Source organism: Sphingobacterium sp. UBA1498, assembly GCF_002325125.1.
Taxonomy (GTDB): Bacteria; Bacteroidota; Bacteroidia; order Sphingobacteriales; family Sphingobacteriaceae; genus Sphingobacterium.
This window is the reverse complement of record NZ_DCRG01000012.1, coordinates 101919-119518: the sequence shown is the minus strand read 5'-3', so window position 1 is coordinate 119518 and position 17600 is coordinate 101919. Positions and strand designations below refer to the sequence as shown.

General features: G+C 38.8%; 15 protein-coding genes. 5 read left to right on the top strand and 10 right to left on the bottom strand.

Going from position 1 to position 17600, the window contains the following annotated elements; genetic code table 11:
* Positions 1-52: 52 nt before the first annotated feature.
* On the bottom strand, positions 53-481 hold the full coding sequence (locus B3139_RS08460) for a nuclear transport factor 2 family protein (protein ID WP_293881834.1): 429 nt from the start codon (positions 479-481) through the stop codon (positions 53-55).
* Between the two features lie 297 nt (positions 482-778).
* Here B3139_RS08460 and B3139_RS08455 point away from each other — a divergent pair, with 297 nt between their 5' ends.
* The gene (locus tag B3139_RS08455) at positions 779-2035 is read left to right on the top strand and encodes a hypothetical protein (RefSeq protein WP_293881833.1); all 1257 of its coding nucleotides are present in this window, start codon (positions 779-781) and stop codon (positions 2033-2035) included.
* Positions 2036-2038: 3 nt separating this feature from the next.
* Here the strand turns inward: B3139_RS08455 and B3139_RS08450 are convergent, their stop codons facing one another.
* Entirely contained in the window at positions 2039-3163 is a 1125-nt protein-coding gene (locus B3139_RS08450; protein WP_293881832.1) for a lipid II:glycine glycyltransferase FemX, read from the bottom strand.
* 233 nt (positions 3164-3396) lie between these two features.
* Between B3139_RS08450 and B3139_RS08445 the strand changes: the two genes are divergently transcribed.
* Positions 3397-5058, top strand: a complete 1662-nt coding sequence (locus B3139_RS08445) for a DNA polymerase/3'-5' exonuclease PolX (RefSeq protein WP_293881831.1) — start codon at positions 3397-3399, stop codon at positions 5056-5058.
* Positions 5059-5061: 3 nt separating this feature from the next.
* A complete protein-coding gene (ybaK, locus tag B3139_RS08440) occupies positions 5062-5538 on the top strand; it encodes a Cys-tRNA(Pro) deacylase (protein WP_293881830.1) in 477 nt (158 codons plus the stop codon).
* Here ybaK and B3139_RS08435 read toward each other — a convergent pair.
* The 8 genes from B3139_RS08435 to B3139_RS08400 form a co-directional block, all read right to left on the bottom strand.
* On the bottom strand, positions 5525-6310 hold the full coding sequence (locus B3139_RS08435) for a methyltransferase domain-containing protein (protein WP_293881828.1): 786 nt from the start codon (positions 6308-6310) through the stop codon (positions 5525-5527). The two genes, ybaK and B3139_RS08435, sit on opposite strands and share 14 nt — an antisense overlap.
* A 40-nt stretch (positions 6311-6350) precedes the next feature.
* Complete coding sequence (locus B3139_RS08430) at positions 6351-7334, bottom strand: lipoate--protein ligase (RefSeq protein ID WP_293881826.1); 984 nt, start codon at positions 7332-7334, stop codon at positions 6351-6353.
* Positions 7335-7446: 112 nt separating this feature from the next.
* Complete coding sequence (locus B3139_RS08425) at positions 7447-8460, bottom strand: glutathione synthase (protein WP_293881824.1); 1014 nt, start codon at positions 8458-8460, stop codon at positions 7447-7449.
* A 13-nt stretch (positions 8461-8473) separates the two neighbouring features.
* On the bottom strand, positions 8474-10306 hold the full coding sequence (locus B3139_RS08420; RefSeq protein ID WP_293881822.1) for a flavohemoglobin expression-modulating QEGLA motif protein: 1833 nt from the start codon (positions 10304-10306) through the stop codon (positions 8474-8476).
* Positions 10296-11075: an N-formylglutamate amidohydrolase gene (locus B3139_RS08415; protein WP_293881820.1), complete on the bottom strand. Its 780-nt coding sequence runs from the start codon at positions 11073-11075 to the stop codon at positions 10296-10298. The genes B3139_RS08420 and B3139_RS08415 overlap by 11 nt, the downstream gene beginning before the upstream one ends.
* A gap of 746 nt (positions 11076-11821) precedes the next feature.
* Entirely contained in the window at positions 11822-13090 is a 1269-nt protein-coding gene (locus B3139_RS08410) for a Glu/Leu/Phe/Val dehydrogenase dimerization domain-containing protein (protein WP_293881818.1), read from the bottom strand.
* Complete coding sequence (gene hppD, locus B3139_RS08405; RefSeq protein ID WP_293881816.1) at positions 13062-14189, bottom strand: 4-hydroxyphenylpyruvate dioxygenase; 1128 nt, start codon at positions 14187-14189, stop codon at positions 13062-13064. Before hppD ends, B3139_RS08410 begins: the two co-directional genes overlap by 29 nt.
* Before the next feature lie 33 nt (positions 14190-14222).
* A complete protein-coding gene (locus tag B3139_RS08400) occupies positions 14223-15380 on the bottom strand; it encodes a homogentisate 1,2-dioxygenase (RefSeq protein WP_293881814.1) in 1158 nt (385 codons plus the stop codon).
* Between the two features lie 316 nt (positions 15381-15696).
* On the opposite strand from B3139_RS08400, the gene B3139_RS08395 reads away from it, so the two are divergent.
* Positions 15697-16671: a fumarylacetoacetate hydrolase family protein gene (locus B3139_RS08395; protein ID WP_293881812.1), complete on the top strand. Its 975-nt coding sequence runs from the start codon at positions 15697-15699 to the stop codon at positions 16669-16671.
* A gap of 11 nt (positions 16672-16682) precedes the next feature.
* A complete protein-coding gene (locus tag B3139_RS08390; RefSeq protein ID WP_293881810.1) occupies positions 16683-17588 on the top strand; it encodes a flavin reductase family protein in 906 nt (301 codons plus the stop codon).
* The last annotated feature ends 12 nt before the right edge of the window (positions 17589-17600 follow it).

The following is a 17600-nucleotide window of genomic DNA, read 5'->3' as shown; positions in this document are numbered from 1 at the left end:
TTTTCGGACACCCTCTTTTTTTATTTTTTAAAGCACATTTTAAGACACAGTTCTATTTGTAAGAATTTACAGATTTTGAAATTTTCCAGGTTCCATTTTCTTTGACCAGGGTGATTAAATCTGTTTTAGCGAAATCGTCGAATTGCATGGTAACTTTCGCGATTGCGTAATCGGGTAATTCTTCAACAATCTGTGTTGTTGTTCTGCAGTTCAATTTGATCCCTTTTTGTTTTTTCAAAAACTCAATGATCTCAAGACGGCTATGTTTCAAATCTTGCTTACCACAAATTTTTTGGTTAAAATCAGCTGTGAAAAGTTTCTCTAAATTCGTTACTTGACCTTCGGTCATTGCCCCAACGTATTCATCGATGGCCAAATCAGCGGTTACTAGATTGCGTTCTTCAGGTTTAACTGAAGCCATTGAGCAGGTAGAGACTGCTATCATTGCCGCTGCTACAAATGTTTTTACTAGAGTTTTCATATTTTTTTTTAAATTTTATAATGTATTAGTATATTTTTTTCTATCGTATTGTCGCTTACTATATAAATTTGTTGCGCACTTTTTATTTATTTATTTTCTGTTTCAAAGTTAAGACAACTCATCTATTGATATCATTACATTTAGATTAACCTTGTATTAAAATCGGTAAGTGATCTAATTTTCTAGGCGAGTGAAATTTTCGATCTGTTCTTTGTATAACCAAAACGTGACAGAATGAATAAATTATTGGTTTGAATATTGTTATTCTGTCTTTTTCCTATTAGATTGCATGCGTTCATGACACACAACAATAACGAATATCTTTTTGACTTTAGGCTGCCCCTTCTCTTGATTTTATTGCTGTGCAGCGAGAAATTTATATATGCTCAGCGCCCTGCAAATGAAATAGAAACCACCAAACATCTGGCTGACACAAGCAAACAACGTGACTTAATTGATATTGGGAAAGAAATATTAAACATCAGGCCGCCGCAAACGGTAAAAAGTACAGGAAAGAAAGTCTATTTTTCCTTTTTGCCATTTTCGACAAATGTTCCTGGCGGAGGGCATGCTTTAATTACCAGTACGACAGCAGGATTTTATCTGGGTGATCGGTCTAACACCTATATGTCTAAAATGACATTTACTCCATATACAAATTTTGGTAAAAGATTTGGCCTTCCAATCCGATCCTATATTTGGTTAAAGGAGAATTCATGGGTAATCGACGGCGATATACGTCTCTTAAAATATCCGCACGAAACTTGGGGAATAGGTAAAGAGCACCAAGGTGAACAACAGATTAATTTAGATTACACCTATTTTCGCTTATATCAACACGCATTAAAAAGAATTCACGGCGGACTGTTTATGGGTATCGGATATGACTTGGATTACCGAATGAACATTAAGTCTACGAGCGATACCAAACTCGAAGACTACACTTCTTATCCTTATGGAACAGATTTAAGAGATAATACCACATCTTCCGGAGTCAGCTTCAATTTAATTTACGATACACGCGCCAATTCGATCAACACCTGGTCGGGGAACTATGCCAACCTGCAGTTTCGAGTCAATCCGACGTTTTTAGGTAGTGATCAAAATTGGAAATCGCTATTTTTTGAAGTCAGACGATACCATAGGCTTACCCAAGACAGAAATCGACAGAATATGATTGCCGTAAGGAGCTTCTTCTGGACTGTATTTAACAGCAAAGCCCCTTATCTCGATCTTCCTAATTTAGGTTGGGATCCCTATAATAGTTCTGGAAGGGGTTTTCCTGTAAGTCGCTTTCGGGGTAAATCGCTTTATTATCTAGAAACGGAATATCGTCGTGATATTACGAGAGATGGCTTATTTGGATTTGTAGCGTTTATGAATTTTACCACTTTAAACGGGCCAAAGAATGCCATGTTTGAAGATTGGAATGTCGGTACCGGGGCTGGTGCGCGAATTAAGTTTAACAAAAATTCAGGCACCAACATCGGCATCGATTATGGAATTAGTAAGAACCACCGCGGTGTCCGACTCACCTTAGGTGAAGTCTTCTAATTGTTAGCTCAAATGATAACTTTGGTTTTTAAACTCCATTGAAGCATAATATTGATATTTTCTATTGTCCAACGGATAATCCCAACATCCCATACGGTGATAAATCTTTCCACCAAATCCTGTTTTGAAACGATAAAGCCCATACAGAGGATGTGAAGGATCTGCCTGTGGAGAGACACCAAAGAAATCATATTCTGTACAACCTTTTTCTTTCGCAAGCTGCATTGCACGCCATTGCAGAGCATATGTTGCCATATAATTACGATTCTCGGACGCAGAGGCTCCATAAAGGTAAGTACCCCGATTTGCTGCAATCACCAAAAACATAGCTGCCAAGGGCTGATTATCCACTTCCGCCACTAAAAGATACACATCAGCGGGCGATAATGTATCATTTGCCCTTGCAGAAAGAACAATCTTAAAATAATTGATATCATGTAAAAAAAAGTTATTTCGAAGTGCTGTCTGTCTATAAAGTTCGTACCAAATTTCTAGACTTTCCATTCCCAATGAACGGACGCGTACACCTTTTCGCTCGGCAAGATTAATATTATATCTCGTCTTAGACTTCATATTTCCAAGCAATAAGTTCTCTTCATTTCGAAGATCCATAAAAATCGTATTGGAAGGAAGTATATCGGTATTTGCTTTATGAAAATTCCAGTTTTCGGTATTAAAGTTAAAACGCATCTCCTGAATACGTTTCTCTGGTACTCCCAGCCAATTACCATGGAGATCGTAACAATCCTCTTCTTTGGCCCAGTGCGATTCCCAGGAGAGATCATAACGAATCATGATACAATTTGGTGGGAGATGGGAACGTAAACTCTCTGATAACTGTTCTAAAAAGAATCCCTGGTTTTCATCCGAGGGTTCAATCTCAGGCCCATAGGGTACGTAGGCAATGCTATGCTCTTGATCTACAGCTTGAAGGATAACCAATAGATCTCCGATAAAATAGGTATCGTCTTGTACTCCGACATATAAATCGGAGCGTTTAGATTTGAAATTAAATGCTTTGGACTGTATTCCTTGCATTTTTTTTACCGCAGACCAATAAGCTGTCTGTTGAATAATACCCGTCTTATAAAGACTACTGATGTCTTTGTCACTAATGTCTGCTATCATTTTGTTTCTGGTTTGATAGGGCTATTTTTATAGTGAAGTCTTTAAGAGACCCTAATTTTAACCCCAAAAAACGGCAAAAATAGCTAAAATGTTTGGTTAAGCACCCCTGCATTTGTCATATTGTTGTTGATTTCCGGAAATAGTATAAAATAGTCAATGTCGTAATATCTGTATCGGAATTATTAATTTGTGGTAAAATTTAAGATATTTGCAGCTTAACAATTCAGCATACAATGGACAATAAAGCGATCTCAAAAATTTTCAAATTATGCAGCCAATTGATGGAGCTACACAACGAAAATCCTTTTCGGACAAAGTCCATAGCGAGTGCGTCATTTAAATTGGATAAGTTGCCTTTTAGCATATTAGAGGCAAGTCTTGAAGAATTAAGCGCACATCCGGGAATCGGAAAGAGTATTGCTGAAAAAGCTAAGGAGGTCGCTATTACGGGAACTTTTAAGGAACTTAGCGAACTCATTGAAAAGACACCCTCCGGTGTTGTTGAAATGTTAAATATTAAAGGATTGGGTCCTAAGAAAATTCAAATTATCTGGAAGGAACTAGAGATCGAAAGTATCGGTGAGCTACTTTATGCCTGTAACGAAAATCGCCTCGTCGAAGCAAAAGGATTTGGACTCAAAACACAGGAAGATATAAAAAAATCCATTGAATTTTCAATCTCAAATAAAGGTTGGTTTTTATATGCAAAAGTGCTTCCGCTCGCGGAGAAATTTTTCAATAATCTAAAAATACATTTCCCTTCTTCTCTTTTATCTTTTACGGGCGATTTCAGAAGAAAGTGCGAAGTATTAAGTACAGTGGATCTTTTAATATCTGAAAGTATAGACAGTGTAATCAAATACCTAGAAGGGTATATTTTAGTGGAAAGAACAGAAAACTCCATTGAGCTGACCGATGAATTGGGCTTCACGTTCAAAGTTTTCAACACCAATATCAATGATTTTTATCGTGACCTGATCCTTAGCACCGGATCCACTGCACACCTTGAGCTGCTCTTTAATATCCTACCTGATCTTCCTTCACTTTCCAGTGAAGAAGCGATTTACCGCAACTTGGGCATGGATTATATCGAACCCGAATTGCGTGAAGGATTAAATGAAATAGAACAGGCCCAAAACCATACGCTACCTAAGCTAATCCAATACCAGGATATCAAAGGTACACTCCATAATCACTCAACTTATAGCGATGGTGTGCATAGTCTTGAACAAATGGCATTGCATTGTAAAGACGTATTGGGTCTCGAATACCTTGGAATTTGTGATCACTCGAAAACGGCAGTTTATGCGAATGGACTTTCCATCGAAAGATTAGAAGAACAATGGCGGGAAATCGCTATTTTGAATGAAAAATTAGCGCCGTTCCAGATCTTTCGCGGGATTGAATCTGATATTTTAGGTGATGGTTCATTGGACTATCCGGATGAGATATTGGCGAAATTCGACTTTGTTGTTGCTTCCGTTCACTCCAATCTAAAGATGGATGAAGAAAAAGCAACCGCTAGGTTAATTAAAGCGATAGAAAATCCTTATACAACCATATTGGGACATCCTACCGGAAGGCTATTGTTAAGCAGAGCCGGCTATCCATTAGATTTTAAAAAAGTCATCGATGCATGTGCTACAAATGGAGTTGTCATTGAGATCAATGCCAATCCTTTACGCCTGGATCTTGACTGGAGATGGCACCGTTATGCCGTAGAAAAGGGAGTATTGCTATCCGTGAATCCAGATGCCCATCGCACTGAAGGGCTACGCGATATGCAATATGGCGTGCTAGTCGCTCAAAAAGGAGGGATTCAAGCGGTTAATTGCTTGAACACATTTCCGTTAGAGACCATTACAAATTATTTTAATACGAAAAGACAGCGCTAGTGTATGTCCAGTAAAACAAATGCCGTTCGCCTGCTGGAGACCGCAGGAATACGCTATGAACTACGAGAATACGAAGTTGATGAACAGGATGTCAGTGCTGAACACGTTGCGGAAACTTTAGGTTTACCGCTCAAAACATTATACAAGACCTTAGTGCTAAAAGGAAACAAAGACCCTTATATTGTCGCTGTCATCCCTGGCAACGCGCATCTTGATTTAAAAAAACTTGCGAAAGCATCGGGTAATAAAAACTGTGAGATGCTTCCGATGAAGGATCTCCTAACAGTCACCGGTTACATTCGTGGCGGCTGCTCGCCCATCGGAATGAAAAAACAATTTCCAACGTTTATAGAGGAAGGTGCTCAACTAGAAACCCTTATTGCAGTAAGCGCAGGAAAAATAGGTCTTCAGATGGTATTAAATCCGGTCGACCTGGCTAACATTGCACATGCAGATTGGTCAGATCTTATTGGCTATTAATAGATTTATTTTTACGTCCATACAATAATATGCGTTTAAAAGGATATATGTTAGGAAATTTTGAGAAATGTTTATTGATACGAGTTTTAAACTCATCAACAAATGCCACCTTTTTAGCCTGCTCCAATCGTTCAAAATAGGGAATCAAAGCTGAACCTGCAATAAAATTATAGAGCGTATCTGCATCAGCCGCAAGCAAAGGATAGACTCGGAGCGAAAGATCCAATTGATCCAAGCCATTTTCAAACAGCATCTTTGCATAAGTATCGATATCCAATACTGGAGAAGGTCTATTCCAATCATTTAAATATGTACGAAAAGGTTCCTCATTCCCCAGTTCAAATAAAATCTTATTTAAGATATTTTCTGGCTGATAAGGCATTTGTACCGCTAATTGGCCTCCTACTTTTAATTTGGAAATAAGCTGAGGAAAAAGAACCCGGTGATCATCCACCCATTGCAAGGCAGCATTGCTAAAAATAAGGTCCCAGGTACTTGGCTCAGCAACAAATTTTTCTACTTTACTTTGTCTAAATTTCAAACGTTCGGTTTGGAGATTATAGCTATCAGACAGCATTTCTGCTGAAGAATCCAGCCCAAGGAAATTTATATTGGTAAATTTTTCACTTAGTATAGCAGTCTGTTCGCCGGTACCGCAGCCTAAATCTACAGCATCCAGCACGTTATCTCCAACAATAAGTTCGGCTAAGTCATAAAATGGTTTAAAACGAATATCTTTAAACTGATAATAGCTATTCGGGTTCCAAGGCATATTTTTCTTATTAAACCCTTGCAGGGCAGTACAACATTTCCTATTTAAACAAAGTGAGAATTTCAGCTGAATCGACTTTACCAAAATAATCCGTCAGATCAATCGACCGCAGTAAAAAATCAATCTCCTCCAATTCATGTTTTTTTCCAACCAATAGAATTTCGATATCATGAATCGATTTGGAAGCAAAAAAATCTCCGAAAATTTTAGCGCGTTCAATATATCCTTTTTGTACATCCAAGTGTAATTCAATAAAGCCAGCGGCTACTTTAATTGCTTTTTTAAAATTGTAATTTGGCGAAAAACCAAAATTCCAATCCCATGTTTCGTATTTTTCTTTGACCAGTTTTTGGATATTTTCGATATCCAACGGAGAAAGGGTGCTGATTTTAGCTTCAGAGTTTTCCCGTTTTATTTCTTTAATGAGCAATTCTTTAAAATGAGCTGTCGTAAAACCATTTGGCAAATATCCAATTAAATTAGTCACTCGAGCACGATTTGATTTTACAGCTTTATCTACAAATTTCAATGGATTGACCTTCAAAGCATCGCTAAGGATTTGCATCTGAGAATCGATCAATATTGTGCCATGTTGAATCATTTTGCCATTCTTCGCCATTTTAGCATTTCCGCTAAATTTTTTCCCGTCAACCAAGAGGTCATTTCTTCCTTCCAATTTTGCGGGTATATGCAATTGATTCAGTAGCGAAATAATTGGCTGGGTAAAGGTTGAAAAATCCATAAAATCATGATTCCCCAATAACGTATGAAACGAAAAATTAAGATTTCCAGCGTCATGATAAACAGCACCTCCACCTGACATTCTTCTAACAACCTTAATATTATTGTCATTAACGTAATCGAGATTTATTTCAGCGAGTGTATTTTGGAACTTACCTATAATAATTGAGGGAGCATTTATATAGAGTAGAAAGATATCTTCTTTGGGATATTTACCCAATAAATATTCTTCGGAAGCGATGTTAAAATAGGCATCGTCGGATGGAGATTCTATAATCAGCATATTTTTCTTTTTTCAAAAATAAAAATAAATTAATCAAGGTTATTCATCTCAAATCCATAATTATCTCAAATCTATCTTACAATACTCCCCCAGGGCTGCTCTTACAACCAATTTATTTAAGTGATAGTTTTTTGCTGGCGACAAGCTTTTCCTCCAGTTTATTAATAATAAACCCTGAAAAATCCTCCTTTAATATTTCTTCCGCCTGACATAACGCACCTGGGCTAAATACGTTAATTTCCATAATACGATTACCAACCACATCTAGACCAACAAAATACATTCCATCCTGGATCAATTTGTCTTTTATTTTGTCAACCATCCCCAATAATTCCGCTGAAATAACGGCACCTTGGGTCTTTGCACCTTGATGTACATTACTCCGGATCTCATCGCCCTGTTGTACCCGATGAACAGCAGCATATTTACCGTTGATTAAAATAGGCTCTCCGTTGAGCAAAAAGAACCTTATATCACCACGCGCAGCTTCCGGCAGGTATTCTTGACCAATTACATAACCATCTCGCGCAATAGCCTCTACGGTCTGTTTTAGATTTTGCTGGTTGTCTTTATTGATCAAAAACACGTTTTTGCCCCCCGAACCCTTTAAAGGTTTTAAAATAATTAGGCTGTTCTGTTGTTCAAAAAACCGTACCACATCCGCATAGTTTCGCGTTACAATAGTTTTAGGTCGAATAGATTCATCGAACTCTTCTAAATACAACTTGTTACTGGCTCTACCAAGGCTATCTGGATCGTTAATGACCAATACTCCTTTCGCTTTTAGGAAAGATGCAAATTGCAGTGCGGAAGCCGCCGCCCAAGGTCTGCTTACCATATCCAATACTGGATCAAATCGTAGCCAAACTACGTCCATCTCCTCCAACGACACTTTAGTTTTTTCCGTTTCTCGTAATACCTCCATGAAACGGTCAGCCGATGTCAGCATCTGATCAGGCATTACTTTTCGCACATGGGCAGCAATATATGCCGACTCATAGTAAAAATCGGCCAGGCCAATATAATAAACTTCATGTCCCATTTGATGGGCCTTTAATGCCAAAAGAGTAGTCGTAAAACGAGCAGTTTCTTTGTGGGTTTGGTTGATCACGAATGCTATTTTCATATACAAAATTCGATTATTGAATCATTTGGAATATTCCATTATTCTTTTTGAGATTTAACAAGTTATCCTTATAGGGAGCCATTAAGTATCTTGGGGTTAAAATTGGAGACTTCAAGACCCCCTTTAAAGTGAGCTCTTCAACAATTGGTATATAATCTTCACGAATTTTGCCCATAGTTAAAAGTGCAAGTTCCCTTCCGCTTTTGATATAATTGGTCAATTCTATCAAGCCACTCAAGTACAATGCATCTTTTGTAAGTCCACCACTTCTATAGACTCGCATTGTCATTTGGAAAGCAGTTTCGTGCAGAAATTGATATTTGTCTACTAAAAGTGAGAACGTATCAATAAATGAATTGCCTTGTTGCATATGATGCACAGCAATAACTCTTCCCGCTAGAATACGCAATCTATTATTGGTCAGCCCTCCGACCAAATATTCAGCGAGTACAGCGAGACCTTCCTGAAGTTTTTCATAACCAGGAACCCCTAACCTAAAAAGGCTGAAAGGTTGCTGTTTTCCATTATAGTAAGTGACGATATGTGTGCCAACTTCATGCTGTATGAGTGCCTTTACCCTATTGCGTGGTAAACTGTACTGCTTGCTTATATTGAGCACGCCTTGGTTGACCATCACGCCGTAGATGTCATCGCGAAGTCTTACTGTCGTTCCAAAGTTTGGATCTTGGCTTTTCAAATAATCCAATTCCTCCTGGGCCAGCTTGGCGAATTCCTCGGCGTAAACAATATCTTCCTCTTTTGTCCTCACTTCTCGATCAGTTGTGGTAATCGTTAGGATTGCTTGTGCTTTTTCCAATAATTTCTCATTAACTGTACCAAAAACTTGCATACTTCCTAGCAAAAATCCCTCTTTTCCACGTTCACTCAACATTGTCATCATCTGGTCGAGCTCCTTTCGTTTATCACGAAATAAGTATGCCATGGAGGGATCAAATAAATCCTCTATATGCAAATTATAAAGATTCCTTTTGATAATATCTGGATCGATAGGCATGGGTCTATAATGAAACACAGGTGTTTTTCGGTAATTACCTTTCTTAAACTGTTGCCAAGCATCGTAAGAATTTGTAGGAGTAATCAACAGCAAAAAATCAAATCTCTGGCTCTCTCGAGCCAATTTCTGATCAATTTCCCATGCTAAAGGAAGCATTTTTTTTGGCTGGCTGATTTTAAACGCAGTAGGTTTCGATAATGTGTGAATACGAATGAATTCAAAGAATGTTTTAGACAAGCTCCTAGATATGGCTTCACGAAAATGGCGAAGATCAATCGGTAAAATTTGCTGATCTACTCCTAATAGATACTTCGGTTTTACCTCGAGCCCCATGTAAAATATATTTGTGTTCAGATTATCCAATTGAATACTTGACGGTGAGAGACTCTGCGTTGCATTCGTTTTTGAATCCGTAAGTATTTCTACTTTGGAAATCGACTCTTCAGTGGTCAGTTGCTTTCCTAAATATTGAGCAATAGACTGGACGTTTTTACGGGCAATATGGATTAGAATATCCTCTTCCTGCCCAGGATCTGATGCCCAGGCTTCAATGATCAAACAAGCACCAAACTCCTCTACAAGTTTGTTTAGTATAGGGGCAATCCATTCAGAAACATTCATCTGCGGATCTCTTACTCTAAAATAAGCTGGCTCTGACTTGACCAGCTCTGCAAGCATAGGATCTGGACTCAAAAACTGTCGGTATAAAAATAGATAAGGAACGACTTGATTGAATACCAATTTATTCTTAGACGGAATCTGTACGTGAAAAACTTCCTTATTTTTGATCATTTTTAAAATGCCAGCGAGTTGTTTCGCATTATCTTTCATAGGCAAAATAATTTTCCAATGTTTCTATACTTTGCAAAAGAAGTTGCTTATACTCCTGTAGTTTTTGTGGAAAAACTTCCCCCGTCCATTCATCCATAAAATCTTTCCTAAATTCGATCGAAAAAATACAGCCTTTATCGCCGAACTTATTATTCAAATACGCAGAAAGAAAACCACCTTTAAATTTCACATTCTCACGCACGTCGTAAACTTGCCCATCTTTTCCAGTTTGTAATACTTTTAATAATTGATCAGTCAAGTTTCTCCATTTTTGGTGATTATGTTGCGTCCCTAAATTGATTTGTGGATCGGCAGCACTGTTCACAAGTGCCTTAGGTCCCTCGCGACGCATGTTGTAGCTATGGATATCATAGATGACAAAATAACCGTAACGATCAATAGTATTTTGAATCTGCTGACATACATCTGCATACACACGGTCATAAATTGCATATAACTCATTTATCTGCCCCTGCGGTAATGCTGCTCGCCAAACACGCAAGCCCCACGATTGCTCAGGTTTAAGATAAATAGCATCTTCTCGCTTTCGGTTCAAGTCCAATTGAAACCTAGACGTTCCAGACACAAACCTATTGAAAGGTAGCTCCGCCAAAATAGCTGTGTAAGGATCCTCTTCCCGTAATCGCTCCTCTTCAGAAATATTAAAATTGACTAATATATTATCGTCGACGTGATGACCATCATGTATTGCAAAAGCCCAAAATGGACTTTCGTTATTTTCAAATTGATAACGGTATGTTAGTGACATAGACTTTTTTTATAGTTTATGAAAACAAGGCCATATTAATTGATAGCCCCCTGTGTTAAATTAACAGCTATGGCCAAAAAAAAGTTTGAAAATAAAATGGATTACCGCTATAATCAGAAACTTTTTCATTACGCAAATAAGCGCATGTTAAAAATCGTTAAACGTCAAGTTCGATACAAAGTATTGGCATCTTTCTTGAACAAAAGATAGTAGTTTCATAAAGTTAGGTTAATAATTTAGTTAGTTTATAAAAAACCTGTTAGTATCCCCACTAACAGGTTTTTTATTTCTAGAAAGCGATCTAATAGAAAACGTGATTGTTTATTGAATTCGACACTCAATTATTAAAAAATGTTAAAATTTTAAATAACTGAAATAAAAGGGAAACATTTTTTGAAGATACTACGTTATATAAATACTTTTCATAAATTTAGGTTAATAATTGGTTAGGAAAACTCCTGTTGCTCCCAGCTTCAGGAGTTTCTATTTATCCGGTATTAAAATAGTGAAAGACAGCACATATCATAGCGACCAGGTTTCTTAATTTACCTTTAGTAGGTCACATTTTGAACGGCGATTATCATCACATAAATTAAATATTTTTTGGCACAGCCTTTGTACTGTTTTAAGCATTCATAAATTTAGGTTAATAATTGGTTAGTTAGAAACACTTGAAGTTCCCCGCTTCAAGTGTTTTTTTTTACCACAAAGCGTAAAGCTATGAGGCCTTGTATTTAACCCCCATTTTATACCAACTGTTTCAATGCGATTTCATATGCTCTTGATGAAATATGAGTCTTATTAGAAGAAACCATCCTAATTTTCTTTAGCGCTTCGAAGATAATGTTGGAGACATCAGAAAAAATTGCGTCATCACTAATTTCGATATTGCGTTGCATTAAATAAGCAAATACTCTCGCCATGCCGCAATTTGCGATAAAGTCTGGTATAACCGCCACATGCTGGTCGGCAAACTCCATAACAGGCCCATAAAATATTTCTTGATCTGCAAATGGTACATTGGCACCGGAAGCTATTACCTCAAGTCCATGATCTATCAGATGTTGGATCTGATCTTTCGAAACTAATCGGGAAGCAGCGGCGGGCACGAAAATATCTGCTTTTAGGTTCCAAATCTCTTTTTGTACCTGATCAAAAGGGATCAAGTTTGCGGCATGAAGTTCATTACCTTTCCGTTCTAGAAACAAGCGAGTGATAGCTGCCTCATCAAAGCCTTCGGGATTTATCAGGCCACCGGCCCGATCAATTATACCTACTATTCTAACACCGCATTTAGACAAATAAAATGCGGCGGCGGCAGCTACATTGCCCCAGCCCTGAATTATGGCACGCTTGCCGAAGCAATTATCACCAAAAAGTTGATAATAATGACGAATTGACTCTGACACACCATAACCAGTGATCATATCTGCCACTTTGTACTTACGCCTCAGATCTGGACTGTAGGAACTATCCTCCAATACTTTGGAAACGCCATATCGCAATTGTCCAATTTGATGAATACGATTGCTTTCATTTACTTTAAAGTGACCATTCAGAATTCCTTCTTGGGGATGCCACAGTCCATATTCTTCAGTCAGAGGAATGACATCGTGAATTTCGTCTATATTCAAATCACCACCTGTACCATAATAGTTTTTCAATAACGGCGTAACTACCTTAAACCAACGCTTCAAAACCTCATTTTTCCGTGGATCATGTGGATCGAAATCAATCCCCGATTTTGCCCCTCCAATTGCGGGTCCCGATACAGTGAACTTGACCTCCATTGTTTTTGCCAACGATTCCACCTCGTGCCTATCCAACCCAGCCCGCATCCGTGTTCCACCACCGGCAGCACCTCCTCGCAAAGAATTAATCACAATCCATCCTCTTGCATCCGTTTCACTATCCTTCCATTCGAAAACAACTTCTGGGCTTTTATGCTCAAAGGCCCGTAACAATTCTTTCATCTCTTCCATGCTTCTATAAATTTCCTCGACGTTCCTGTTCACGTTCTATTGCTTCAAAAAGGGCCTTAAAATTTCCTGCTCCAAAGCTCTGCGCTCCTTTGCGTTGGATGATCTCATAAAATAAAGTTGGTCTATCCTCTACAGGTTTTGTAAAGATCTGCAGCAGATACCCTTCTTCGTCACGATCAACCAGAATTCCGAGTTCTTGAATGATCTTTATTTCTTCATCAATTCTTCCAACCCTTTCAGGTAACATATCATAATATGCTTCGGGCGGCGCACCCAAAAACTCTACTCCTCTTGCTTTAAGTGCTTTCACCGTAGCAACAATGTCTTTCGTTGCCAGTGCGGCATGCTGCACTCCTTCTCCCTCATAAAACTCGAGGTATTCTTCGATTTGTGATTTCTTTTTTCCTTCGGCTGGCTCATTGATCGGAAACTTAACATAGCCATTTCCATTACTCATCACTTTACTCATTAGCGCGGAATACTCTGTATTGATCTGCTTGTCATCGAAAGATAGGATGTTGACGAAACCCATCACATCTTGGTACCATTTCACTGTTTCGTTCATCTTATTCCATCCGACATTACCAACACAATGGTCTACATAAAGCAAACCTGTTTCGCTTGGATTGTAATCACTTTCCCATTTTTCATATCCAGGCATAAATCTACCGGAATAATTCCTTCGTTCGACAAATAGATGCACCGTTTCGCCATAGGTATAGATACCGGCAGTCCAGACTTCGCCGTTTTCATCTTTCAGAAGCTGTGGTTCCTGATATACCTCCGCTCCTCTTTTTGTTGTTTCTTCAAATGCTTTTCTGGCATCATCCACCCAAAGAGCTAATATTTTAACGCCATCACCATGTTTTTTAACATGCTCTGAGACGGGATGGTCAGATTTTAGTGCCGTAGTAAGCACTAAACGTATCTTATTTTGCTTTAGCACATAAGATACCCGATCTCGAACTCCTGTCTCAGGGCCGGCATAAGCATCCGACTGGAAGCCAAAGGCTGTCTTGTAGTAATGCGCCGCTTGCTTGGCATTGCCAACATAAAATTCGATATAATCTGTTCCATTAATAGGTAAAAAATCTTGCGCTTGGGCAATCTTTTCTGCAAATGTATTTGCCATAATTTATATAAAGGTTACTCTTGTTTTATTATTCTAACTCATCCAAGACTTATAATAATCTGGATCTTCTATATTGAGCGCTTCTTGAGTAAGCATTAATGGTCGAAAAGGATCGATCATCACAGCCAGTTCTTCGGTTTTAACCTGTCCGATGCTTTTTTCCACTGTACCTGGATGGGGCCCATGAGGTATACCACCTGGATGCAACGTAATCTGTCCCTTTTCAACAGACTTTCTGCTCATAAAATCGCCATCGACATAGTACAGCACTTCATCCGAATCTACATTGCTGTGATTATACGGTGCGGGAATCGAATTGGGATGGTAATCATACATACGTGGACAAAAGCTACACAGTACAAAGCTGTCTGTTTCAAAGGTCTGGTGGACAGGTGGCGGCTGATGTAATTTGCCGGTTATCGGCATAAAATCATGAATCGAAAAGGCCCAAGGAAAATGATAGCCATCCCAACCAATAAAATCAAATGGATGACTTCCGTAGACATAAGGATAAATCATCCCTTGTTTCTTGATTTTCACTTCGAAATCCCCCAGCTCATCAAAGGTTTCCAAATTTTGCGGCACCCGAATATCGCGTTCAAAAAAGGGAGCATGCTCCATCAATTGACCAAATTCATTACGATACCGTTTGGGCGTACGTACAGGAGAAAACGATTCAACGATAAACAATCGATTCTCTTTTTGCTCAAACTCCATTTGATAAATCGTTCCGCGGGGAATCACTAAATAATCGCCATATTTAAATGGGATATTTCCATATCCAGTCTTTAATCTTCCGCTTCCTTGATGAATAAAGACAATCTCATCTGCCTGGCTATTTTTATAGAAATAATCATCCATAGATTGACGTGGAGCAGCCAAAGATATGTGCAAATCCTCATTAACCAGCACGGGCGTTCGGCTTTCGAGATAATCATCTTTAGCCTGCACCTGAAATCCTTTTAAGCTGGTGTGCTTAAGATGTTTGTCCCGGGCGATATTGGGCGATACATCGTAGGGGTCTCTAATTTGCTTGACTAATGTAGGTGGATGGCAGTGATACACCAAAGAATAAAGACTTGAAAAACCATGGGTGGATACGAGTTCCTCAGCATAAAGCATATTATCGGGCTTTCTAAAAACAGTATGTCGCTGCATTGGAATTTGCCCTTGTTTAACATAAAATGGCATAATTCTACGATTTAAACGGTTATAAAATTAAATGAATATCCCAATTGCCAATAGGACCATTGGCAAGTATTAAAAGAGAAGGTTAGTATTGTGCAAAAACGATATCAGCTATAATTGCTCTGTTAAAAGCAATATAGGGCACGGAAAACGCAAAGCGATGTACGCGACAATGAATCATTTTTTATAGTTTATAATGCTTTAATAAAGGTAAGAATATTTTTCTATTTTCAAGAGAAGAATATTTTTTTCAAATCTTATACAATATATTTGTGTCAAATGCCAACAACATTGAATAACCAAATAGAACACACGATATATGAGAATTGCCACCAGCACTGAAAATGGTCAACAAGAATTGGGCATGGTTATAGCCGACCGATTTTATCCTTGTTCAGCAATCGATCAAACTCTTCCTAAAAATATGTCAGATTTTCTAAAAGGCGGTGAAAAGACCATGAGTTCGCTCCAGGAATTTGAGCATGCTTTGGTCCAGGGAACGATCGAAAGACCTTATCATCTGTTACAGGACACACAGCTTATTGCTCCGGTACCTCATCCAAGTTCTTTTCGTGATGCGTACGCATTTCGTCAGCATGTGGAAACATCGAGAAGAAACCGTGGACTTGAAATGATCCCCGAATTTGACAAATTTCCTGTTTTCTATTTTTCAAATCATCAGGCAATACAAGGCCCTGGGCCTATACCCTGTATGCCATTACATTTAGATCAACTTGATTTCGAACTTGAGATCGCTATCGTCATCAATAAGTCGGGAATTAACATTTCTGCCGCTAAAGCAGATGAGTACATTGCAGGATTCATGATCATGAATGATTTTAGCGCAAGAAAACTGCAGATGGAAGAGATGAAATTAAGCTTGGGGCCTGCTAAAGGTAAAGATTTTGCAACAGCAATTGGACCTTGGTTAGTTACAAAAGATGAGTTGGAGCCCTATAAAGTTCAAGCAGCTGCGGGGCATATTGGCGACTGTTATGATCTCGATATGACTTGTAAAGTAAATGGCAGACAAGTTTCAGCGGGTAATTTTGCAAGCATGCACTGGACTTTTGCTGAAATTATTGAGCGGGCTTCTTACGGTGTGGAGATCTTCCCTGGTGATATGATCGGTTCAGGCACTGTTGGAACAGGCTGCTTTCTTGAACTTAATGGCACGGCACGCTTAAAAGACCCTAACCATAAAGATCAATGGCTCAACCTTGGCGATGAGATTGAATTGGAGATCACCGCACTCGGAAAACTTTCCAATTCTATTGTTCTACATCATTCATAAATCTACCGAATATGACATCACCTTTCGAAACGACGACCTTTGAGTCTGCAGCGGACAAAGCTATCATCGATAATTTAATTAAATATGCTATTGCCCCCCGTCCAATTTGCTTTGCCAGCACAATAGATCGCAATGGAAACGTAAACTTAAGTCCTTTCAGCTATTTCAACCTGATGTCCCATCAGCCGCCTATCTGTGTTTTTTCACCCCTGCGGCGGATGCGCGATGGCAGCACCAAGCATACCTTGGATAACATACAGGAAGTAAAGGAAGTCGTCATCAATATTGTCAACTACGATATGGTGCAGCAGCAATCTCTTGCCAGCACCGAATATGCGAAGGAAATAAATGAATTCGATAAGTCTGGCTTTACTGCTGTGCCTTCTATTCAGGTGGCGCCACCACGAGTAGCCGAATCTCCAGTCCAGCTCGAATGTCGGGTTAAAGAGATTGTCGCTTTAAGCGATGAACCTGGGGCTGGTAATCTTGTTATTGCCGAGATCCTGTATATGCATGTCCATAAACACTTATTGGGCAAGGATAATACCATTGAGCAAAAAGATTTGGACTTGGTCGCTAGACTCGGTGGTGACTGGTACTGCCGCGTCACCGATGAAAATCTATTTATTGTACCAAAGCCCCTCCGTAGCCTTGGAATTGGTATTGATCAACTTCCGGAAAAAATTAGATTCTCTAATGTACTGACCGGAAACCACCTCGGCTTGTTGGCCAATGTCGAAGCCCTACCCACATTAAAAAATATACAACCAGCGGATAAGTACCTAAACTACCTGAAACTGAACTTTGAAGACAGTCCATCAAAATTCAGCGAAAATGTTCATGAATACGTTGGGAAGCTATTGGATGAAGGACAAATAGACAAAGCCTGGCAAATAGCATTGCAAGTATCATTCTAATGAATGATAAGG